The following is a 20,108-nucleotide window of genomic DNA, read 5'->3' as shown; positions in this document are numbered from 1 at the left end:
CCTCAGAACGCGGTGCCGGGACGAAGCCCCAGCTTCCGGAAGATCATGGCAGCCGGGCAGAAGCCCGTAAATGCCGATTGAATCATATTCACCCCGATGAATGCGGTGAACCAGACGAAGCCGGGATGGACAAAGTGGGTCAATAGGAGCGACGCCAGAACCATGATGCCGGCGAAGACGAGAACTGCACGATCGATCGACATGTTTTTCCCCTTAACATTCATACCTACGATGTTACGTATATATTAGGCAGACAGAAGTCAAGGGTGAGTTTCGCCCTCAACCGCCTCAGCGGGATGTGCGCGAGGCTCTCAGGCGGCGCAGTCGGAGGTCTTGCAGAAGCTGCTGTAGAGAGTGCCGATCACGGCACGTGCGGGTTCGCTCTCGATTCGGTACCAGATTGTCTGCCCGTCCCGGCGGCCTGATATGATCTTTTCGCGTCGCAGGAGGGCGAGATGCTGTGACACGGTGCTGTCTCGAATGCCGAGGAATTCGGCGAGCTGGCCGACTGAATGCTCGCCGTCGGCAAGGCGGCACAGGATCAGCAACCGATATCGGTTGGACAGCGACTTCAGGAGTTCGCTTGCCATGTCGGCGCCAGCCTTCATTTGCTCAGGGTCAATCTTCATAGATACGAATATAACTGATAATCTTTGTCTGGCAAGTGTTGACATGCCTGGTGGGGCATCCAAAATACATAACACAAATCATATGTGATTGACTGTGCTTGCTGCCCGTCTGGCGGAAGGTGCGAACAGGAGTGACGTGATGAGCATACGCAGTATCGACCCCAGTTTTCATGTGGCCGGGCAAATCCAGCCCTCCCATCTCAAGGAGATCGCCGATCTCGGCTTCAAGACCGTTATCTGCATGCGACCGGACCGCGAAGGGTTCCGGCAGCCGTCCTTTGAGGAGGTTGCCAAGGCAGCCCAGGAGGCGGGGATCGAGGCCCATTATCTGCCGGTCGTTCCGGGCTCGTTTTCCTTCGACCAGGCGCTGCGGTTAAAGGACTTGCTGAAGTTGCAGTCGGGGCCGGTTCTCGCCTATTGCGCATCCGGACAGCGCTGCGCCACGGCCTACGAAATGGCGAAACGCGCGTGACAGCCGAAGAGCCGAGACCTGTGCAGGATCTCGGCTCGCGTTCTTTGGTCAGAATTGCAGAGGCATGGTCAGGTTCAGCAGCACCTTGTCGCCGCCGAGTGTGTTCTCGACCTTGAAGTCGTGGACATAGTTGAGGTTGACTTCGACCGGTCCGAACTGTTTCGACACGCCGATGCCGAGGCCAACCTGTTCGGCGCGACCGCTGATCGTTCCGCCGTAGAAGTACCCGTCATTCTTGTCATCGGTCATCTGCTTGCGCCAGTAGCCAACCGGGCCGATCTTGAGGCCGCCGATGTCCTTCATCGCCGTCCAGTTGACCAGCAATTCCTGGCCCGACCGATAGTCGGTGTCGGGGTTTTCGCCATAGATGAAATAGTTGGCGTGGGCGGAGAGGTTCCAGCCGTCGTTGAGATAGCTGAAGCCGACGTCAAAGCCTGTCGAAAAGGCATTGGTGCCGGTGTTCAGCGATCCGGTCGCCGTGCTGAATTCGCCCGTCGGCAGGCCAAAGCTGATGCCGGATTGGACGAAGACACCGGGTGCCACCATCCAGGACAGGTTGAGTGGCGAAATCGTCGTGTCGCCCAGGGCGAATTCGTCGGATTCGACGCCTGAGGAGTTCTGATCGGCCCAGACGATCGGCAGCAGGACCATGGCGCGGTAGGTTCCGCCCAGGATGGTGTTGCCCGGCACCCAATGAAACTGCTGGGCAGAGGCCCTCACATCGATATCGATCGGCAAGGCGACGTCGCCATTGTAAACTTCGCCGGTGAAATACTCGTTTCGGTTCGAGTAATAGAGGCCCGGTGGCGGATTGGCGCCGACGGGAACGCCAATAGAGGCGCCTGTCGGCATGATTGTCGGTGTGCCAGGTTCGTGGGCATGCGCCGAAACAACGTTCAGCAATGCGGTCGCGGTGGCGACCGAAAACAATATCTTTCTCATCTCTCTCCCCATTGCCCAGGACGAAATCCGTTGTTCGTCGCGAGGCAAGTCCGTGTTCATTCACAATTGAAAGGTCTTGAAATCCTCCACCGGCCACCGGCCGGTCTCCCAATGGCGGATCGTCAATTCATCGGCGCGTTTTCTCCTTTACTCAGTTGGCTTCATCGCTCTCGCGACGAGGTTTCGAATGACCTGGTTGAACTGGTCGTGCTGCTCGATCTGTGGGGTGTGGCCGCAGTCTTCGAGCACGATCATTTCGGTCTGTGGCGCGAGCCTGTGAGCGGCAAGCGATCCCTCAAGTGGCAGCACGGTGTCTTGGCGCCCATGCAGGATGACGGTGGGCATGCTCACCTCTGCCAGTAGGGCATGGGACTTCTTGACCATCGCTGCTCTCTGGCCGGTAATGTTTGACATCAGGCGCATGGTGGCGAGGAATGGTTTCACGCGGTCGGCCTGCATCACGTTGCGGGTCACGATGGCGCGGAAATCGTCGGTGATGACGGAGGGGTCGTGAAAGATCCCTTTCAACTGCTGATCGACAGCCATAGGGCCGGGCTTGTTCATGATTTCGCCGAGCACTGGCAGCGTCATCAACCGGAAGCCAATGAAGACGCTTCTGGCGAGCGTGGCCGCATCCGCCAGAAGCAGGCCTTTCACCCGATGGGGTTGTAGCCCTGCCATCCGCAGGGAAATGCCGCCGCCCATGGAATTGCCCACGAGCACGACCGCATCAATCTTCAGGGCGTCGAGAAACTGGATGCCGACGGTGGCAAACTTGTCCGGGTCATACGGCTGATGCCCCAGTGCCGACAGGCCATGGCCCGGCAGATCCCAGGCGATAATGCGGAAGGACATGCCGAGGGCCGATAATTGCGGATACCACATTTCCAGGGAGGCCGCGATGCCATGAGTGAGCAGCACAACCGGTCCGTCGCCGCCGGTGTCGCGATATCGGATCGATATGCCGTCGAGGCTCAGGTAGCGGTCGTCCGGGGTCTTCCTTGTCGTCGTCTGGTCCATCGCAACTCTCGCTTTCGGTGGCTGGTCGGGTGTGACGCGTCATCGTCACACCCGGCTCCGGTGTGGTGGGGGTGTCAGATGAAGACGGCGTTGAGGCCGCCATCGATCGGGAGATTGACGCCTGTGACCCAGCGGGCCGCGTCGGACAGGAGAAACACGGTCGGACCGGCAATCTCGTCGGCCAGTGCCGGGCGCTTCATAAGGCCTGCATCGCGCTTGACACGCTCTTCGCCGAGCATGGTGACGAAATCGCCGAGGATTGGGGTGAAGACAGGTCCCGGGGCGACAGAGTTCATGCGGATATCGTTCTGCATGAACAGGCTGAAGCTTCGCTTGGCCGTCCAGACGATCAGGGCTTCCTTGAAATACTGGTAGCAGGTTTCCTGCGGCACGGGGTTATTCGCAAGCCAGGCAAGTCCGTCGGCAAAGCTCTCGGTTGCTGCCAGGGTCTTATGCTGGTCGAGGCGCTTGGGCCATTCCGCCCCGAGGATCGAGGCGAAGTTGACGATCGAGGCGCCCTTCGGCATGCGGCTGACGAGGCCTTCGGTCAGATGGCGCAGGCCGAGATAGTTGACCTTGGCAACGAGGTCACGGTCGGCTGTGCCCGGCACGCCTGCGGTGTTGACGAGGCCGTCAATCTGCTGGGGGAGCTGCGCAATGGCCGCGTCGATCGCGGAGGGGTCGCTGAGATCGGCCTTCACGAAACCATCGACGGTGACCATCGGGTCGTTGCGGTCGACGCCGATGATCGTTGCGCCATGGAAGCGGGCGAGGCGGGCAACTTCAGCGCCAATGCCTGACGAAGATCCCGTGATGACGATTGTCTTACCAGAGAGGGTCATGGTGTTTCTCCTGCTAGTGTCCGCGCCGACCGCTGCGGTTGCCCGCAAGCGGCGGCGAGAGCGTGTGTGTTTGAGCTCAGAACGGGTAAGCGGTGGCGGCGTCCTTTACGGAGACCCACTGCCACTGGGTGAATTCCTCGATGTCGGCCGGGCCGCCGACACGGGTGCCGTTGCCGGACTTGCCGCGCCCGCCGAAGGGGGCGTAGGGGCCGCCATTGACGGTCTGGTCGTTGATGTGGAGCTGCCCGACATTCAACTGGTCGCCGACGGCCATGGCCCGTCCGACATTGCCGGAGATGACGCCGGCGGCGAGGCCGTAATCCGAGCGGTTGGCGAGTTCCACGGCCTCCGAATCTGTCTCGAAACCGACGATGCAGGCAACGGGACCGAAAATTTCTTCCTCGAAGGCCAGCATGCCCGGCTTCACACCGGAAAGGACCGTTGCCGCGTAGAAGCGGCCGTCATGGGTGCCGCCGGCCATAAGCTTCGCGCCCTTGGCGACGGCGTCGTCGACGATCTTCTGGATCGACGATACCTGCGCGTCCGAGATGATTGGGCCAAGTGCCACCTGATTGGTGGAGGGATCGCCGGCAGGCAGATGCTTTGCCTTGGTCACCAGTCGCTCGGTGATGGCCGCCTCGATCTTGCGGTCGACGAGCACCAGGCCCGTCGCCATGCAGATCTGGCCCTGGTGCAGGAAGGCGCCCCAGGCGGCATTCGATGCGGCGATATCAGGGTCTGCGTCGTCGAGAATGATCAGGGCGTTCTTGCCGCCGAGTTCCAGTTGCACGCGCTTGAGATTGCGACCGCAGATCTCGCCGACCTTGGCGCCACCCTTGGCTGAGCCGGTGAAAGAGATCATCGCGACGTTCGGGTCGCTGCAGAGGGCTTCGCCGGCATCGGCCCCGCCGGGGACGATGTGCAGGACGCCTTTCGGCAGTCCGGCTTCCTCGAAGATGCGGGCGATGATCACGCCACCGGACACCGGCGTGCGCGGATCCGGCTTGTGGACCACGGTGTTGCCGAGCGCTAGTGCGGCCGCGATGGAGCGCACCGACAGGACCAGCGGGAAATTGAAGGGGGAAATGACGCCGACCACGCCGTGGGGTACGCGCCGGGCATAGTTCGTGCGGCCGTCCATGCCGGGTAGGAACATGCCGCTCGGCTGCATGGCCAGGGAGGCCGCGTGGCGGATGAAGAGGGCGCCGTGCTCGATCTCGATCATCGCCTTGGCATGGATTGATCCGGATTCCCGCATGATCCAGCCTGCAAGCTCGGTGCCGTGCTGCTCGAGCAGATCTGCGGCGCGGTTCAGGATACTGGCGCGCTCGGCCGGGAGCATCTTTGCCCAGGCCGGCTGGGCGGCCCTGGCTGTCAGGGCGGCCCTTGCAATGTCGGAAGGCCCGCCGAGGCCGACGGAGCACAGGACCGTGCCGTTTGCGGGATCGACCACCTCGAGCGTGCCCGCCGAGGTCCGCTGCCAGTCCGAGATATAGGCCTGTCCGTTCCAGCGACCGACGTCGATGAAGTTGGCTGTGTGCATGTTCATGTCGCGATTTCCTCTTCCCGGTTTATGAGGGGCAAAGCTTCGCCGTCCCGCGCCGAACGAGATTTGTTCGTCGGGTGTGGGGTCAACGTCTCTGCAGGCCTCCTGCCGCGTCCTCCTGCGGCTCATTCCCCATCTCGCAAGCGGCATGCCAAGTCATCGAATGCGAGCGATGTTCATAGGGGCCAACCGGCATCCCCTTGCTCCAATTTGCAAAAACGCAATTTCTCAGCCGCCACGCTGGTCGAGCCGGACCTCTTGCCGCTTTCACTATTTGATGAAATGATTTGAGTAATTTCATAAAACGTGAGGCGGGAATGAAGCGACTGCTGCCGGAAACCCTGATCTCTCTGGCTGATGCATCGAAGGCAACAGGCCGAATGCTGTCGCGGGGTGCCTATAGCGAACTCGACACCGGCGCCTCGCCGACGCTGCAAGAGCTGACCGAGGCGCTGCATTTCGCGCTCGGCGATGGGCGTATCTGGCTGAATGACCAGCGCATGGTGCTGATGCAGTCGAAGGTTCTCGGGCGCCTCAGGCAGGAGATCATCGATGCCTTCGGCACCGAGGTTGCCAAGGGCATCTTCATGAGGGTCGGTTATATGCAGGGGGTGCGCGACGCCGAGCTCATACGCAAACGCTTTCCGACCCAGGATCTGACCCATGCCCTGGCGGCCGGTCCACGGGTCCATACGCTCGAAGGCTTCGTCAAGGTGGTGACGAAGCAGTTCGAATTCGACAGCCAGAAGGGCACCTATTTCGGCGAGTTCTACTGGGACGATTCGTCGGAGGCTGCGGAGCATATTGCCCATCACGGGCTCGCGACCGAGCCTGTCTGCTGGATGCAGACGGGCTATCCGAGCGGCTATACCAGCACGCTCTTCGGGCGGCCGGTCATTTTTCGCGAGGTCGAGTGTGCGGCTATGGGTGCGCCCCGCTGCTTCGTCGTTGGCCAGAATGCCGAAGAGTGGGGGAGGGATGTGCCCGAGCGCGGCTATCTCGGGCTTGAATGGAAAGGTGAGCCCCGCCGCCCCGGGATGCGTCGTGACCCCGCGCCCGGCGACGCGGGCGCCGGGGCGGAGTTGCGGCCCGCGGAGCTCGCTGCGACTGATCCGGTCGTCGGGGTTTCGGCGAGCTTCCTTCGGGCACGGCTGATGATCGAGAAGGTTGCCGACACGGAAGCAACCGTATTGCTGGTCGGTGAGTCCGGTGCCGGCAAGGAGCTCTTTTCCCAACAGCTGCACAGACTGAGTGCCCGCTCCGACGGTCCTTTCGTGCCGATCAACTGCGCGGCGATCCCCGAGAATCTGGTCGAATCAGAGCTTTTCGGGGTGGAGAAGGGTGCCTTCACCGGCGCGACAGCGTCCAGGCCGGGTTATTTCGAGCGGGCGAGCGGGGGCACGCTCTTTCTCGACGAGGTCGCCTCGCTTGCCTATGCGGCCCAGGGCAAGCTGTTGCGCGCCCTGCAGGAGCGCCAGATCGAGCGGGTCGGCGGAAGTCGAACCATCCCGGTCAATGTTCGTGTGGTGGCGGCTTCGAATGTGGATCTGGCGCAGGAGGTCGGGGCCGGGCGTTTCCGGCAGGACCTTTATTTTCGGCTTTGCGTCTTCCCTGTGGCCATCCCTCCGCTTCGGGATCGGCGTGACGACATCCCCCTGCTGGTGGATCATTTCCTCAGGCTGTTCTGCGAGCGGCACCGACGGACTGTGGTCGGCCTCTCCCGTCGTGCGATGGATGCCCTTCTGGCCTATGATTTTCCCGGCAACATCCGCGAGCTGCAGAACCTCATCGAGCGGGGGGTGATCTTCGCCGATGCCGGCGGGCGTATCGATGTGCAGCATCTCTTCACGGGTGGTGAGGCCGCGTCCGTCTCAGCCCATGCGCTCACGCAGGAGGGGCGGATTGTCATGTCCGGATTTTCCGCCGGATCGTCCGGGGGTGGCCATGCTGTGCCGGCGTCGGAAGGGTTCCGTTCCACGGAGGACGTGTTGGAGGCCGAGCTTGCGCTCTATCGTTCGGCACTGTCTGCCAATGGTGACAATGTTTCTGCTGCGGCGCGTGCGCTCGGCCTGAGCCGCGCCAAGCTCGAATACCGGCTGCGCAAGCACGGTCTCCTCATCTGAAGCTGTATACCGAGGGCCTGATCTTGTTCTCCCGCATGCTTGCGCGGCGGAAAAACCGAGCTGCTGCTTGACCAAATGTATACATTATGGCTGAATGAGGCCTCTTGAGGAGGAGCCGATATGTCAAAGCCAACTTTCCCGCTGAATGCCTGGTACGCAGCTGCATATGACGTCGAGCTGAAGCGCGCATTGTTGCCCAGAACGATCTGCAACAAGCCGGTCGTCCTGTATCGCAAGGAAAACGGCACACCTGTGGCGCTGGCCGATGCCTGTTGGCATCGCCTTGTTCCGCTGTCTCTGGGGCGGCTCGACGGCGACAATGTGATCTGTGGCTATCACGGTCTGGAATATGATGATACGGGACGGTGTGTATACATGCCGTCGCAAGACACGATCAATCCTTCGGCCTGCGTGAAGTCCTATCCAATCGCCGAGAAGCACCGCTTCATCTGGATCTGGCCAGGTGACCCGGCGCTCGCCGATCCGGCTCTCATTCCCGACCTGCACTGGAACCAGGATCCGGACTGGGCGGCGGACGGCAAGCTGATCGAGGTGAAGTGCGACTACCGTCTGGTTGTCGACAACCTGATGGACCTGACGCACGAAACCTTCGTGCATGGTTCGTCGATCGGCAACCGGGCTGTTGCCGAAGCGCCGTTCGAGGCCAGCCACTCCGACCGTTTCGCCTATATCACCCGATGGATGGAGAACATCGATCCGCCGCCGTTCTGGCGCAAACAATATGGTCGGCCGGGCAAGGTCGATCGTTGGCAGATCATCCGCTTCGAGGCGCCCTGCACCGTGACCATCGATGTTGGTGTTGCCGAAACCGGGACCGGCGCGCAGCAGGGGGATCGGTCGAAGGGCGTCAATGGCTATGTTCTGAACACGATCACGCCGTCGACCGACAAGACCTGTCTCTATTTCTGGGCCTTTGCCCGCAATTACGATCTGGGTAACCAGGCGCGGACCCACGAATTGCGCGAGGGCGTGGCTGGGGTCTTCCGCGAGGACGAGGAAGTGCTCGAAGCGCAGCAGCGTGCCATCGAGGCCAATCCTGACCATCAGTTCTACAACCTCAACATCGATGCCGGGTCCATGTGGGCGCGCAAGCTGATCGATCGCATGATCGATGCGGAGACGAATCCGGAGAGCCGACCACGCATGGCGGCGGCGGAGTGACGATGGTGGACGAACGTGACGGTGCTCCGAAGCAGCAGACCCTGAAGGCTCTTTCCGGCCTCAGGGATCTGGTGCTGAAGGGGGAGATCGAGCCCGGGGAGCGGCTGTCGGAAGTGGCGCTGGCAGCCCGGCTCTCGGTGTCGCGCACGCCGTTGCGGGCTGCCCTGCAGAAACTGGAACAGGAAGGGCTGGTGACGCTCATTCCTTCCGGCGGCTATTCTGTCCGATCCTTTACACGCCAGGACATGATCGATGCGATTGAACTGCGTGGTGTGCTGGAGGGCACTGTGGCGCGTCTTGCGGCCGAAAGGGGTGTGACGCCTGCGAAGTTGGCGGAGCTACGCAGCGTTATCGCCGAGCTCGACGAAACCGTTGTCATGGATGCCTCGGTGATGGATTTCGGTCGCTACGAGACCCTCAACGGGATCTTTCACCGGCATTTGTGGGAGCTGTGCGGCAGTGGAGTCCTGAAGGCGGAGATCGAACGCATGACGCGCCTTCCCTTCGCCAGCCCAAATGCTTTCGTGAACATCGAGATGGACGTCCCGGCCTTCCACCGCAGCCTTATCGTGGCGCAAGCGCAGCACAAGGCGATTTTCTCGGCCATCGAGGCCCGCGAGGGCGCGCGGGCAGAGGCTCTGGCACGGGAACATGCGCGGCTGGCCCGTCAGAACCTGGAATTCGTGCTGGAGGAGCAGCCGGATCTGCGGCGCAAGGTGGTCGCTCTTGCCCTGATGTCGGGGTGACCTGGCTTGAGCTCTAAGACAACTGACAACATGGGGAGGAACCATGCGTTCAAAACTTGAATGGCGAAAGGCGAGGCTGATCGATGTCGCCTACCCGGCGGAGGATGTCCGGGCGATGACCTTTGCCGTCGACGGTCTGCGGTCCACCTTCGATCCGGGGTCACATACGAATATCAAGGTCACGATCAAGGGGGAGCCGGCGATCCGGACCTATACGGTGCTGCCAAGTGCTGCCGGGACCTTGAAGATCGCGGTCAAGCTGCATCCCAACAGCCGAGGCGGATCGGCCTTCGTCTGGCAGCTGCAGCCCGGTGACGAGACGGAGATGACCGAACCTGAAAACCGGTTCGAACTTTCCTGGCGCGCATCTCACTACCTGCTGATCGCCGGCGGGATCGGGATCACACCGATCTATGGCATGGCGAAGGCTCTTGCTGCGCGGGGCCAGTCTATGCGGCTGATCTACGGTGCGAAGAGCAGGGGACAGATGGCCTTTGCCGGCGAGCTTTCCGATAGTCTCGGGGCGGGACTTCAGACCTATTCCCAGGACGACGGCGAGAGTTTCGACCTGGAGCAGGAATTCGCGGTACTTCCTGCCAATGCAGAGGCCTATATCTGCGGGCCGCACGGCTTGCTCGAAGCGGCGAGAAACCTGTGGCAGAAGAGCGGTCGTCCGATGAGCCGGCTGCGGTTTGAGGTTTTCGGCGACAGCGGCCGGTTCATCGAGCAGCCCTTCGATGTGGAGGTGGCGCACACCGGGCGCAGCGTCACGGTCCGGGCCGACCAGACCATGCTCGACGCGTTGCTGGAGGCCGGCGTCGACATGATATATGACTGTCGCCGGGGGGAGTGTGGCCTCTGTGCCGTTAGCATCGTCGACGCAAGCGCGGTGGTCGATCACCGGGATGTCTTCTTCTCCGCGGAGGAGCGTCACGAAGCGCAGAAGATGTGCGCTTGCGTGTCACGGCTTTGTGGAGGACGGGTGCTGATCGACACGGGCTACCGTGAGGAAGCCGCAGCCTGACCCCCTCGGGTCAAATGCTGGCGCCGCTCCGATGTCAGGCCCGGGCGGCGCCGGTTTCAAACGTTTGCAATCGACGCCGCCCGCGATTTCTCTTCCTGAGGGACACTCGTCAGGAGCAATTGATGGCCGCCATGCATACCGCAGGCGATCACGTTCCCTTGCCAGAGGTTGATCACGGTATTTCCGAGCACCTGCAGGAACTGGTGTAAGTGTCCGCCGCATTGCGGACCAATGTCGCACAAAACGCGAATTCTCCGGCGTGATTTAGAAATTCGTTAATTGCTGGTGGTTTAACGTCATGTCGAGTAGCAGGACCAGAGTCTGAATGCCGGTCGTGACCGGCCGATCATCATCGTGACAAGGCGGGAGCCGGCGCAGGCTCGCCGCAGGAGGATTTGCAGATGAATACGACGTCGAATGCCGCCGATGCCCTGGAGATCATCGCCTTTCGGCTTCACCAGCAGGAATTCTGCGTCAAGACCACGTCGATCCGGGAGATCCGCGGCTGGGCGCCTGTGACGCCGATCCCGCATTCCCCGTACGAAGTGCTCGGCGTCATGAACCTGCGCGGCACCGTTATCCCGATCGTCGACCTCGCCGTCAAGCTCGGCATGCCGGCGGCCCAGGCAACGGAGCGCAGCGCCGTCGTGGTGACCGAAGTCAACGGCATGACGGTCGGTCTTCTCGTCGATGGTGTCTCTGATATCCTGACCGTTGCTGGCAGCACGCTGCAGCCGTTGCCCGCCGCAACGGGCCCAAGCGCCGCCTTCTCCGACGGCATCATTGCACATGACAAGAGCATGATCTGCTTCCTCAGCCTCGAGCGCATGTTCGGCGAGGATGATCCGTCTTCCTGGGGCATGGCCGCCTGACGATCACGCGTGACCGGGCGGAGGCAAGCACCTCTGCCCGGCTCGGCGTCGTCACCCTTCGTCACACTTTGTTTTCCATGGCTCGCGAAAGAGTTGTGCCGCACCGGCGCCGCTCATCGAGGTGACGCAGTCCCCAAACAACCTGACCGAAGACCTTCTGGCACGTCTGGGCGATGCGCTTGCAGGCGCCCATGGGCGTCCGCTGTGCCTCGACGCCGTAAAGTCGCTTGTCGGCATCGAAGTCTAGGTGTTTAGTCCCGGCAATTGGTGGTGCATTGTTCAACCAAGAATGGAGAGATGCGCTATGGGACAAAAATTTACACGGGAGCGCCCGGACGACTGACTAACTCCTCAAGAAAAACGCTTGGGAAAACGATGTCACCGCCGTGTTGGCTGCCTGGCATCCAGTCGAGCTGAATTTCAACACTGCTACCGAAGTAACCTTCGACGGCAGCAATTAAACTAGGCCTGAAACAGAGAATTTTATCGGCAAGAGTGGGATGCGGTGGCGCATAGTGCGGATCGAGGAGCAGAAAAAAGAACAGTCCATTGAACACATAGCGGCAGCCAACCACAATATCCTCACCAGTTGCTGATTGCCCGAATAACGGTGCAAATTCATAACCTGGGTACTGTGCCTCGAAATCAGGGATTACATGAGGCCTTGCGATGTAGAGACCGGCTTTTGCAGGCCAACGGTTATGGATGATCATATTCTCCATCATACCCGTATCGAGGGTATGATGGGGATGTACGCCATTCAGCGCAGTCACCCCTCCGAAGTGCTGCGCGCACAGTCTCTGCAAAAAGAATCTTTCGAGATCATGTCCGCTTACCCGTACCTTCTGAGGTCCTTGTCTGTGCCAAGCGTCGTTGATCGCCTGGTAAACAGCCTTGCCTACCTCATCCAGCGGCGACAAATCCGAGTTGTGGAAAGTGCAGAGCACTTTCGATACCTGTGCGGCAGGGCTGAGATATATCGGGCCGGGTCCAAATGGATAACCGCGTACTCGTGTCGGTCTGCCATTGTTCATCAAGTTGAGTATGCTTTCACTCATGTGGTGCTCGCCTGATATCTTTTCGGAGCAGTCGCCCAGCCCTCGCAGATAACATTTGGGGTGGGCGTAGGCGTGATCTCTGCGCTTTATGACGGTCGGTTTGTTGAAGAGGCTGCTCTCCGGGTTGAGACAGCAGTATTTGGCTTTCTTGCCACTCCCACAGCGACACGGGCGTCCTCTCCCGGCCATTCCTTACCTCCCCAAAAGAATACGGACCTGAACTCCAGCACGTATCTCTCGTCTTGTTCGCAGGCATCATCAACCCCTTGCCTCATCAGATTCTACCGATTTTAGCTGTGTAGCTTTGCGCAAGTTGTGACTAGTCTGCCACATTCATCGGAACTTAAAAATATGAATACATCCCCATTCGCTCAAACTATATGTAGTATGATCCCGGGGGAAAACTCGCCTTTCTTGTCCTGACCCTTCTGGCCCCGTAGGCTCGCTCCTGGCTGCCACTACGCCCCAACCGCATCTATGCGCTACGAGCTGGGGAACAACCGTACGATCTAAAGCCCGGAGTCTTTATGCAGCTGGCCAGCGATGACCGCTCACTTCTGTTTGCTGACCTGCGGTCGGTGATCTCCATTCCCACTTCACAAGAGTACAACGTGGGCTTGGGCTACCGCTATTTCCTGAGAGCGACCTCATCGGAGGCGTTTACGGCTTCTACGGCCGCCGCAACCCGACGAACGGCAACAAGTTCAACCAGCTTACGGCTGGAGCCGAATTGCTCGCCGAGCGCTGGGATGCACGTGTCAACACCTATGTACCCCTGACCCGCGCGCCAAATTCGTTGACGGTACCACCAGCACGGTTAACCCGGCGGGTACCCGCGTCTACATGACCAACGGATTCAGCTACGAACCGTCTCTCGACGGTGCGGGATCGAGTTTGGTTACAAACCTTTGCAGCCATACCTGTGCGCGTCTACGGCGGTGGCTACTGGCTCGAGTACGGAGATGCTCCCACCATCAAGGGCACCCGCGCCCGCGTAGAGCTGCAGGCTGACCGTTAACTGCGCCTGGGCGGCGAAATGCAGTACGACCACGTGCGTGGCCACAACTCGCTTGTCGAAGCCCGCGTCACCGTTCCGTTGTCGCTGGAAGAGCTGCTGCATCCCAAATAGCAGAGCGCCATGCATGAGCGCACGTCAATTCCGCTTGATCCCCCGCGTTTTCGTTTGCTTCTCTTGGTTGTGGTCCCGCGCCGTTCAGGCGGCGGTCTCAAGTTCGGGCATGATGCGTGTCTGGGCGTAGGCCGGAGGCTGCTTCACGCCGGTCTTGACGAGCGTCAGAACCTCTTGGACGAAGGCTTCCGCATTGAGGACGGCCTTTTCGCCACTTGCCGTCAGGGCGCCGTCGAGCTTTCGCAAGGGGCGATGCAGATCGAACATCTCGCGGAATGCGCCGCGCTCTGCAATCGGTGTGTCGAGCACGTGGATCTGCTGTTCGCTCAGGAGGCGCTGCACAGCCTGCATTGAGCGAGTGGTAATCGCGGGGTTTACCCGTGACAGCACGACGGAGTGCGGAATGCTGATGCCGGCCTTGCGGTCGAGGTAGCGCAGAAGGTCGAGTACTTGCGCTCCTCCCTGGGCGTCCATGCTGCTGCCCTGGATCGGCACCAGGACATGGTCCGACAGGCCAACGGCCGAAGCGAGGAGGGGGGATTGTATCCCGGGAAGGTCAATGATGACGAAGTCCCACTGGCTGCGGCGTTCGTGCACGATCTTCTGGATCGTGGGCGCCGAAACATAGGTCTCGACTGTCAGCCTCGGCATCAATGATGCGCCTTCATACCACTTGGAGAACCAGCGCTGGGGATCGGCGTCGATGACGCAGACGCGGTAGTTGCGATGGAGGAGTTCGGTGGTCAACAGAAGGGCCGCAGTCGTCTTACCTGCGCCACCCTTCGTATTCGCGAAGGTGATCACTGCCATTGGGTATTCCTGTCTCGGATAGCGGGAGCCGGAATCGCTCATGCGGAGGCACAGGCATCGTGCGTCGCCAAATATAAATAAAAATGGTTAACGGGATATTACGAGATTTGGGGAGGCAGGCTCGATAGCCGGCAACTGCTGGCTTTTTCTCCCGTTCACGCATCTGGCTTGCTGCAGCGAGGCAAGTTTGGCGTTAACCTTTGCCGATCACGGCAACAGAAAGCAGAGCCAAGTAGCTTCCAAGCTCTATGCTGCATTGCACAACATATAATAGTACTTTTGGACTTTACAGGTCGAAATCGTTTGCCTATGCATAATGCCAGACACCGTGGAGGCGGTGTCTTTTCAAGGGAGGACATCATGACATTTCTTCGCAAGCTTGCGCTCAGCGCAAGCGTGATCGCACTCGGCTGCTCTTCGGCTCTCGCTTCAGATCTCACCGTCGGCTTTTCGCAGATCGGTTCGGAATCGGGCTGGCGTGCAGCTGAAACATCCGTCACCAAGCTGGAAGCTGAAAAGCGCGGCATCGAACTGAAGTTCGCCGACGCACAGCAGAAGCAGGAAAACCAGATCAAGGCTATCAGAGGCTTCATCGCCCAGGGCGTCGACGCCATTCTCGTTGCTCCCGTCGTCGCAACCGGCTGGGAAGACGTTCTGACGGAAGCCAAGGAAGCCGAAATCCCGGTCATCCTGCTCGACCGCGGCGTTGACGCTCCGCAGGATCTCTACCTGACCTCGGTCGCGTCCGACCAGGTTAAGGAAGGCCGCGTTGCCGGCGAATGGCTGGCTACCACTGTCGGCGACAAGCCGTGCAAGGTCGTTGAACTGCAAGGCACCGTCGGTTCGACGCCTGCGATCAACCGCAAGAAGGGCTTTGAAGAAGCCATTGCCGGCAAGGCGAACATCACCATTGCCCGGAGCCAGACCGGCGACTTCACCCGCGCAAAGGGCAAGGAAGTCATGGAAGGCTTCCTGAAGGCCGAAAATGGCGGCAAGGACATCTGCGCGATGTATGCCCACAATGACGACATGGCCGTCGGTGCCATCCAGGCGATCAAGGATGCCGGCCTGAAGCCGGGCACCGACATCCTGGTTGTTTCGATCGACGCTGTTCCGGATATCTTCGCCGCCATGGTTGCCGGCGAAGCCAATGCGACCGTGGAACTGACCCCGAACATGGCGGGTCCGGCCTTCGACGCGCTCGATGCCTTCCTGAAGGACGGCAAGCAGCCGGAGAAGTTCATCATCACGGAATCCAAGCTCTACACGCCTGCGGACAACCCGCAGGGCGAGTATGACAACCGCAAGGGCCTCGGTTACTAAGGTAACCCTCCCGGCCGAGACCCCGCCATACCCTGGTGGCGGGGTCTCTGTCGCTTTTCCCCGGCTTAATCAGGGGATAGCTTCATGGGAGAGGGGGAAGAGGCACATGACCGAGCATCCATCGATCGTGCTTGCGGCGGCGGGCATCACCAAGACATTCGGCAATCATACGGCGCTCGACGGCGTCGATATCGCGTTTCACCGGGGCGAAGTACATGCACTTCTCGGCGAAAACGGTGCCGGCAAATCCACGCTGATCAAGATCCTGACGGGCGCCTATATTCCGGATGGCGGAACAATCACCCTTGACGGCGAGGTCGTGAATTTCACCACGCCGCAGCAGGCGCAGACCTTGGGCATCGGCACGGTCTATCAGGAGGTCAACCTCCTGCCGAACATGACCGTCATCGACAATCTCTTCATCGGGCGGCAGCCCACAAACCGCTTCGGTCTGGTCGACAAGCGCCGGATGGAGCGCGAATCCCGCGAGATTCTCAATACATATGGCCTCGATATCGACGTGAAGGCCGAACTCTCCACCTTCTCGGTCGCCGTCCAGCAGATCATTGCGATCGCCCGCGCCGTCGAGCTCTCCGGCAAGGTGCTGATCCTCGACGAACCGACGGCAAGCCTTGACCGGTCCGAGGTCGAGAAGCTGTTTGGCATTGTCCGGCAGCTGCGTGATCGCGGTCTCGCCATCGTCTTCATTACCCACTTCCTCGATCAGGTGTTCGAGTTGTCGGACCGCGTGACGGTTTTGCGCAACGGACGCCTTGTCGGCACTCAGGCGATTGCCTCGCTCGACCGCACCAGTCTGGTGCGCATGATGCTCGGCAAGGATCTCGCCTTCCATCACCCCGATGTTCTCGGCGAAGAGGGAGAAGTGGGTGAGACGCTGATGGAGTTCGAAGGTTTCGGGCTTTCAAACAGCGTGCAGCCCTTCGATCTCAAGATCCATCGCGGCGAAGTCGTCGGTGTCGCCGGGCTGCTTGGCTCCGGGCGAACCGAGATGGCGCGGCTGATGTTCGGCATCGATCAGGCCGACAGCGGCGCCTTGAAGATTGACGGTGCAACGCGTCAGGTCCGCAATCCGCGTGAAGCGGTCGAACTCGGCTTCGGCTTCTGCCCGGAGGATCGCAAGATCGATGGCATTTTCGGCGACCTCTCGGTGCGCGAGAATATCGTGATTGCCATGCAGGCGCGGCTCGGTTGGTTCAAGGCGCTCAACCGCGACGAACAGCTGGAGATCGCCGGCAATTTCATCGAGGCGCTCGACATTCGCACGGCCTCGGCCGAACTGCCGGTCAAGCTCTTGTCCGGCGGCAACCAGCAGAAGGTGATCCTCGCCCGCTGGCTTGCGACCGATCCGCGTTTCCTCATCCTCGACGAGCCGACTCGCGGCATCGATGTCGGCGCCCATGCCGAAATCGTGCGCATGATCAGCCGGTTGCGTGAGGATGGGCTGGCGCTCGTCGTCATCTCGTCCGAACTCGACGAAATCGTCAGCTATTCCTCGCGTGTCGTCGTCATGCGCGATCGCAAGATGGTCGCCGAACTGCATGGCGCCGACATCACCCCCGGCGTCATCGTCCAGACCATTGCCGCCCAGCCGGCGGAGGTCGAGGCATGAAAAGGCTTTCCATGTCCCGCATCATTTCCCCGCAGATCCTGGCGCTTGCCGGCGTGCTGTTCTTCAACTGGCTGGTCTTTCCCGGCTTCTTCAACATCACCTGGCAGGATGGCCGGTTGTTCGGCAGCCTGATCGACGTCATCAATCGCGGCGCGCCTGTCGCGATCCTCGCGATCGGTATGACGGCGATCATCGCGACCAAGGGTGTTGATCTTTCCGTTGGTGCGGTGATGGCAGTCGCGGGTGCGGTTGCCGCGACCTGTGCGGTGGCCGGCCAGCCGCTGGTCGTGACGCTGGTCGCTGCCCTTGCCATCGGCATCCTCTGTGGTCTGTGGAACGGCATTCTGGTCGCCTATCTCGGCATCCAGCCCTTCGTTGCGACGCTGGTGCTGATGGTGGCGGGGCGAGGGGTGGCACAGCTGATCACCGAGGGGTCGATCGTGACCTTCTCCGATCAGGCGCTGATATTCGTCGGCACGGGCAATGTCTTTGGCATGCCGATGCCGGCTGTCATCGCGATCGTGCTGATGATCGCCGCGCATTTCGTCATGCGCCGCACCGCGATCGGTCTGTTCATCGAGGCGATCGGTACCAACCTGTCGGCAGCCAATTATACGGGCCTGCGCAGTAAGCTCGTGATCTTGTGCATCTATGCCTTTGGCGGGTTCTGCGCTGCCACAGCGGGCATCATCGCCGCTGCCGACATTCGTGGGGCCGATGCCAACAATGCCGGCCTTTGGCTCGAACTCGACGCCATCCTTGCAGTCGTGATCGGCGGTACATCGCTGCTCGGCGGGCGCTTCTCGATCCCGATGTCAGTGCTCGGCGCCATCATCATCCAGGCGATGAACACCGGCGTGCTGGTTTCGGGCTTCCCGCCTGAATTCAACCTGATCGTCAAGGCCGGCATGATCATCATCATTCTGGTCCTGCAGTCGGCCCGGATTGCCCAGGTGCTCGGTCGCAAGTTCGGACCACGCCAGATCCCGGCCACGACTCCGCCCCAGACCAAGACCCAAACTTCGGGACAGGCACGATGAATCCGCGTTATCGCCCTCTCGCCGCGACCACCCTCATCTTCGTGATCGCCTATGCCATCTGCATCTTCCAGTATCCGGGCATGTGGTCGACGCGCGTCTTCGGCAACTTCCTGACCGACAACGCCTTTCTCGGGATTGCCGCCGTCGGTGCCACCTTTGTGATCCTCTCGGGTGGCATCGATCTCTCCGTCGGCGCGGTGATCGGGCTCACCGGTGTGATCACGGCCATCCTGATCTCCTGGGTCGGCATCCATCCGCTTGCGGTGTTTGCAATCGTGCTGGCGCTCGCGGCCACTTTCGGGGCGTCGATGGGCGCTGTCATTCATTTCCTTGCGGTGCCACCCTTCATTGTGACTCTGGCCGGCATGTTCCTGGCGCGCGGCCTCGCTTCGGTTCTCAGTCAGGATTCGATCCCGATCGACCACGAGTTCTACCGGACGATCTCCAGCCTCTACTACAAGCTTCCGGGTGGCGGGCGTCTAAGTGCGATCGGCCTTCTGATGCTCTCGACCTTTCTGGTCTGCGGTTTCATCGCCCACAAGACGCGCTTCGGCTCCTATGTCTACGCGATCGGTGGTAACCCTACCTCGGCCTCGCTGATGGGCGTGCCCACGGGAAGGGTCACAATCGGGATCTATGCGCTTTCCTCTTTTCTCGGCGGCCTCGCGGGCATCGTCTATTCGCTCTATACCTCGGCGGGCTACCCGCTGGCGGCTGTTGGCATCGAACTTGACTCGATTGCAGCCGTGGTGATAGGCGGGACGCTATTGACGGGCGGTTACGGTTTCATCTTCGGAACCCTGATCGGGGTCATGCTGCAGGGCCTTGTCCAGACTTACATCGTCTTCGATGGGACGCTCTCCAGCTGGTGGACTAAAATTGCCATCGGGTTCCTGCTGTTCATGTTCATCTTGCTTCAGAAGCTGGTGTTTACCGCGCAGACCGGGCGCACTCGCCTGAAGAAGGCCCCTGCATGAGTGAGCCGGGGAGCCTTCTTCGCTCCCTGTCCGGGCGGTCGACGGCGCGCAACTACCATTCGCATGTGATCAACGAGATCGGGGCCGGGGTCATCTCCGGTCGTTATGCGATTGGGACGACGCTCCCGAATGACGCCGAGTTGATCGAAGAATTCGAGGTGTCGCGCACAGTCTTGCGTGAAGCGCTGAAGACGCTGGAAGCGAAGGGGTTGCTCGAGGCCCGGCCGAAGGTCGGCACCAAGGTCGCCAAGAAGAGCCGCTGGAACCTCTATGACCCGCAGGTGCTGGCCTGGCATCTGGACGCGCCGCTCGATCCTGAGTTTCTGACGGGCCTGCACGAAGTCCGCCGGTCGCTTGAGCCGCAGGCTGCAGCTGAAGTCGCCAAGCGCCGCACCGCCGATCAGATCCGTCTGATGCTCTACTGGATTCACCAGATGGAGACATCGCTCGGTTCGCTGCAGAACTTCGCGCTGGCTGACTTCGAACTGCACCGGATCATCTCGGACGCGGCGCATAATCCCTTCGTTCGGGCGCTCTATGGTGTCATCGAGCTGGCGCATGCGCTTGCCTATAAGAGCCTGATGGCGGCTCCCGACCCTTGCGTTCTCGATACGGTGCTCGAGAAGCACAAGCTGCTGGTGAACCGGATCGAATATGGCGATGAGGCGGGCGCGCGCGAAGCGATGCTCGACACCATCGAGCATGATCGCAAGGTTGCCCTTCGATCCAGCTGAGAGCTTCAG

20 protein-coding genes are annotated in these 20,108 nt (G+C 60.7%); 12 read left to right on the top strand and 8 right to left on the bottom strand.

Annotated features, from left to right (window positions below):
* Positions 1-2: 2 nt before the first annotated feature.
* A complete protein-coding gene (locus J2045_RS02035; RefSeq protein WP_166598925.1) occupies positions 3-203 on the bottom strand; it encodes a YgaP family membrane protein in 201 nt (66 codons plus the stop codon).
* A 108-nt stretch (positions 204-311) separates the two neighbouring features.
* Positions 312-629, bottom strand: coding sequence for an ArsR/SmtB family transcription factor (locus J2045_RS02030; RefSeq protein WP_205910934.1), 318 nt, complete (start codon positions 627-629; stop codon positions 312-314).
* A gap of 139 nt (positions 630-768) precedes the next feature.
* On the opposite strand from J2045_RS02030, the gene J2045_RS02025 reads away from it, so the two are divergent.
* The gene (locus J2045_RS02025; protein ID WP_307368758.1) at positions 769-1,101 is read left to right on the top strand and encodes a protein tyrosine phosphatase family protein; all 333 of its coding nucleotides are present in this window, start codon (positions 769-771) and stop codon (positions 1,099-1,101) included.
* Between the two features lie 48 nt (positions 1,102-1,149).
* Here J2045_RS02025 and J2045_RS02020 read toward each other — a convergent pair whose 3' ends face one another.
* From J2045_RS02020 to J2045_RS02005, 4 genes are all read right to left on the bottom strand, one after another.
* Positions 1,150-2,043 carry a SphA family protein gene (locus tag J2045_RS02020; protein WP_307368755.1) on the bottom strand — a complete coding sequence of 298 codons (894 nt, stop codon included), beginning with the start codon at positions 2,041-2,043 and terminating at the stop codon, positions 1,150-1,152.
* A 147-nt stretch (positions 2,044-2,190) separates the two neighbouring features.
* Positions 2,191-3,063, bottom strand: a complete 873-nt coding sequence (locus J2045_RS02015; protein WP_166598922.1) for an alpha/beta fold hydrolase — start codon at positions 3,061-3,063, stop codon at positions 2,191-2,193.
* Between the two features lie 74 nt (positions 3,064-3,137).
* Positions 3,138-3,905, bottom strand: coding sequence for a coniferyl-alcohol dehydrogenase (locus tag J2045_RS02010; RefSeq protein ID WP_166598921.1), 768 nt, complete (start codon positions 3,903-3,905; stop codon positions 3,138-3,140).
* Positions 3,906-3,981: 76 nt separating this feature from the next.
* Positions 3,982-5,454, bottom strand: coding sequence for a benzaldehyde dehydrogenase (locus J2045_RS02005; RefSeq protein ID WP_307368750.1), 1,473 nt, complete (start codon positions 5,452-5,454; stop codon positions 3,982-3,984).
* 314 nt (positions 5,455-5,768) lie between these two features.
* Between J2045_RS02005 and J2045_RS02000 the strand changes: the two genes are divergently transcribed.
* The 6 genes from J2045_RS02000 (at position 5,769) to J2045_RS01975 (ending at position 11,645) form a co-directional block, all read left to right on the top strand.
* A complete protein-coding gene (locus tag J2045_RS02000) occupies positions 5,769-7,574 on the top strand; it encodes a sigma-54-dependent Fis family transcriptional regulator (RefSeq protein ID WP_307368747.1) in 1,806 nt (601 codons plus the stop codon).
* A gap of 120 nt (positions 7,575-7,694) precedes the next feature.
* Complete coding sequence (locus J2045_RS01995) at positions 7,695-8,756, top strand: aromatic ring-hydroxylating dioxygenase subunit alpha (RefSeq protein ID WP_307368744.1); 1,062 nt, start codon at positions 7,695-7,697, stop codon at positions 8,754-8,756.
* Positions 8,757-8,758: 2 nt separating this feature from the next.
* The gene (locus J2045_RS01990; protein WP_166598917.1) at positions 8,759-9,502 is read left to right on the top strand and encodes a GntR family transcriptional regulator; all 744 of its coding nucleotides are present in this window, start codon (positions 8,759-8,761) and stop codon (positions 9,500-9,502) included.
* Between the two features lie 43 nt (positions 9,503-9,545).
* Positions 9,546-10,526 carry a PDR/VanB family oxidoreductase gene (locus J2045_RS01985; protein WP_307368740.1) on the top strand — a complete coding sequence of 327 codons (981 nt, stop codon included), beginning with the start codon at positions 9,546-9,548 and terminating at the stop codon, positions 10,524-10,526.
* Between the two features lie 401 nt (positions 10,527-10,927).
* Positions 10,928-11,398: a chemotaxis protein CheW gene (locus J2045_RS01980; RefSeq protein WP_113378604.1), complete on the top strand. Its 471-nt coding sequence runs from the start codon at positions 10,928-10,930 to the stop codon at positions 11,396-11,398.
* Between the two features lie 121 nt (positions 11,399-11,519).
* Positions 11,520-11,645: a hypothetical protein gene (locus J2045_RS01975; RefSeq protein WP_307368733.1), complete on the top strand. Its 126-nt coding sequence runs from the start codon at positions 11,520-11,522 to the stop codon at positions 11,643-11,645.
* Between the two features lie 70 nt (positions 11,646-11,715).
* Here the strand turns inward: J2045_RS01975 and J2045_RS01970 are convergent, their stop codons facing one another.
* Positions 11,716-12,456 (bottom strand): hypothetical protein, encoded by a 741-nt coding sequence (locus tag J2045_RS01970; RefSeq protein ID WP_307368729.1) that lies wholly within the window; start codon positions 12,454-12,456, stop codon positions 11,716-11,718.
* A 1,213-nt stretch (positions 12,457-13,669) separates the two neighbouring features.
* Positions 13,670-14,395, bottom strand: coding sequence for an AAA family ATPase (locus tag J2045_RS01965; RefSeq protein ID WP_166598915.1), 726 nt, complete (start codon positions 14,393-14,395; stop codon positions 13,670-13,672).
* Positions 14,396-14,755: 360 nt separating this feature from the next.
* On the opposite strand from J2045_RS01965, the gene ytfQ reads away from it, so the two are divergent.
* The 5 genes from ytfQ (at position 14,756) to J2045_RS01940 (ending at position 20,099) form a co-directional block, all read left to right on the top strand.
* Positions 14,756-15,718 carry a galactofuranose ABC transporter, galactofuranose-binding protein YtfQ gene (gene ytfQ, locus J2045_RS01960; protein WP_307368724.1) on the top strand — a complete coding sequence of 321 codons (963 nt, stop codon included), beginning with the start codon at positions 14,756-14,758 and terminating at the stop codon, positions 15,716-15,718.
* Positions 15,719-15,824: 106 nt separating this feature from the next.
* Positions 15,825-17,348 (top strand): sugar ABC transporter ATP-binding protein, encoded by a 1,524-nt coding sequence (locus tag J2045_RS01955; protein WP_307368722.1) that lies wholly within the window; start codon positions 15,825-15,827, stop codon positions 17,346-17,348.
* Positions 17,345-18,388: an ABC transporter permease gene (locus J2045_RS01950; RefSeq protein WP_307368719.1), complete on the top strand. Its 1,044-nt coding sequence runs from the start codon at positions 17,345-17,347 to the stop codon at positions 18,386-18,388. The genes J2045_RS01955 and J2045_RS01950 overlap by 4 nt, the downstream gene beginning before the upstream one ends.
* A complete protein-coding gene (gene yjfF, locus J2045_RS01945) occupies positions 18,385-19,365 on the top strand; it encodes a galactofuranose ABC transporter, permease protein YjfF (RefSeq protein WP_307368716.1) in 981 nt (326 codons plus the stop codon). The genes J2045_RS01950 and yjfF overlap by 4 nt, the downstream gene beginning before the upstream one ends.
* Entirely contained in the window at positions 19,362-20,099 is a 738-nt protein-coding gene (locus J2045_RS01940) for a FadR/GntR family transcriptional regulator (protein ID WP_307368713.1), read from the top strand. Before yjfF ends, J2045_RS01940 begins: the two co-directional genes overlap by 4 nt.
* The last annotated feature ends 9 nt before the right edge of the window (positions 20,100-20,108 follow it).

This window comes from Peteryoungia aggregata LMG 23059 (genome assembly GCF_030814435.1).
Taxonomy (GTDB): Bacteria; Pseudomonadota; Alphaproteobacteria; order Rhizobiales; family Rhizobiaceae; genus Allorhizobium; species Allorhizobium aggregatum.
This window is presented reverse-complemented; position numbering and strand designations above follow the sequence as displayed.

What these genes read in the sequence shown, in the direction of transcription:
- J2045_RS02005 (WP_307368750.1), bottom strand. Translation starts at nt 5,454, where the DNA reads ATGAACATGCACACAGCCAACTTCATCGACGTCGGTCGCTGGAACGGA.
- J2045_RS01990 (WP_166598917.1), top strand. Translation starts at nt 8,759, where the DNA reads ATGGTGGACGAACGTGACGGTGCTCCGAAGCAGCAGACCCTGAAGGCT.
- J2045_RS02015 (WP_166598922.1), bottom strand. Translation starts at nt 3,063, where the DNA reads ATGGACCAGACGACGACAAGGAAGACCCCGGACGACCGCTACCTGAGC.
- J2045_RS01985 (WP_307368740.1), top strand. Translation starts at nt 9,546, where the DNA reads ATGCGTTCAAAACTTGAATGGCGAAAGGCGAGGCTGATCGATGTCGCC.
- J2045_RS01950 (WP_307368719.1), top strand. Translation starts at nt 17,345, where the DNA reads ATGAAAAGGCTTTCCATGTCCCGCATCATTTCCCCGCAGATCCTGGCG.
- yjfF (WP_307368716.1), top strand. Translation starts at nt 18,385, where the DNA reads ATGAATCCGCGTTATCGCCCTCTCGCCGCGACCACCCTCATCTTCGTG.
- J2045_RS01970 (WP_307368729.1), bottom strand. Translation starts at nt 12,456, where the DNA reads ATGAGTGAAAGCATACTCAACTTGATGAACAATGGCAGACCGACACGA.
- J2045_RS02025 (WP_307368758.1), top strand. Translation starts at nt 769, where the DNA reads ATGAGCATACGCAGTATCGACCCCAGTTTTCATGTGGCCGGGCAAATC.
- J2045_RS02030 (WP_205910934.1), bottom strand. Translation starts at nt 629, where the DNA reads ATGAAGATTGACCCTGAGCAAATGAAGGCTGGCGCCGACATGGCAAGC.
- J2045_RS01955 (WP_307368722.1), top strand. Translation starts at nt 15,825, where the DNA reads ATGACCGAGCATCCATCGATCGTGCTTGCGGCGGCGGGCATCACCAAG.
- J2045_RS01980 (WP_113378604.1), top strand. Translation starts at nt 10,928, where the DNA reads ATGAATACGACGTCGAATGCCGCCGATGCCCTGGAGATCATCGCCTTT.
- J2045_RS02000 (WP_307368747.1), top strand. Translation starts at nt 5,769, where the DNA reads ATGAAGCGACTGCTGCCGGAAACCCTGATCTCTCTGGCTGATGCATCG.
- ytfQ (WP_307368724.1), top strand. Translation starts at nt 14,756, where the DNA reads ATGACATTTCTTCGCAAGCTTGCGCTCAGCGCAAGCGTGATCGCACTC.
- J2045_RS02010 (WP_166598921.1), bottom strand. Translation starts at nt 3,905, where the DNA reads ATGACCCTCTCTGGTAAGACAATCGTCATCACGGGATCTTCGTCAGGC.
- J2045_RS01965 (WP_166598915.1), bottom strand. Translation starts at nt 14,395, where the DNA reads ATGGCAGTGATCACCTTCGCGAATACGAAGGGTGGCGCAGGTAAGACG.
- J2045_RS02035 (WP_166598925.1), bottom strand. Translation starts at nt 203, where the DNA reads ATGTCGATCGATCGTGCAGTTCTCGTCTTCGCCGGCATCATGGTTCTG.
- J2045_RS02020 (WP_307368755.1), bottom strand. Translation starts at nt 2,043, where the DNA reads ATGAGAAAGATATTGTTTTCGGTCGCCACCGCGACCGCATTGCTGAAC.
- J2045_RS01940 (WP_307368713.1), top strand. Translation starts at nt 19,362, where the DNA reads ATGAGTGAGCCGGGGAGCCTTCTTCGCTCCCTGTCCGGGCGGTCGACG.
- J2045_RS01995 (WP_307368744.1), top strand. Translation starts at nt 7,695, where the DNA reads ATGTCAAAGCCAACTTTCCCGCTGAATGCCTGGTACGCAGCTGCATAT.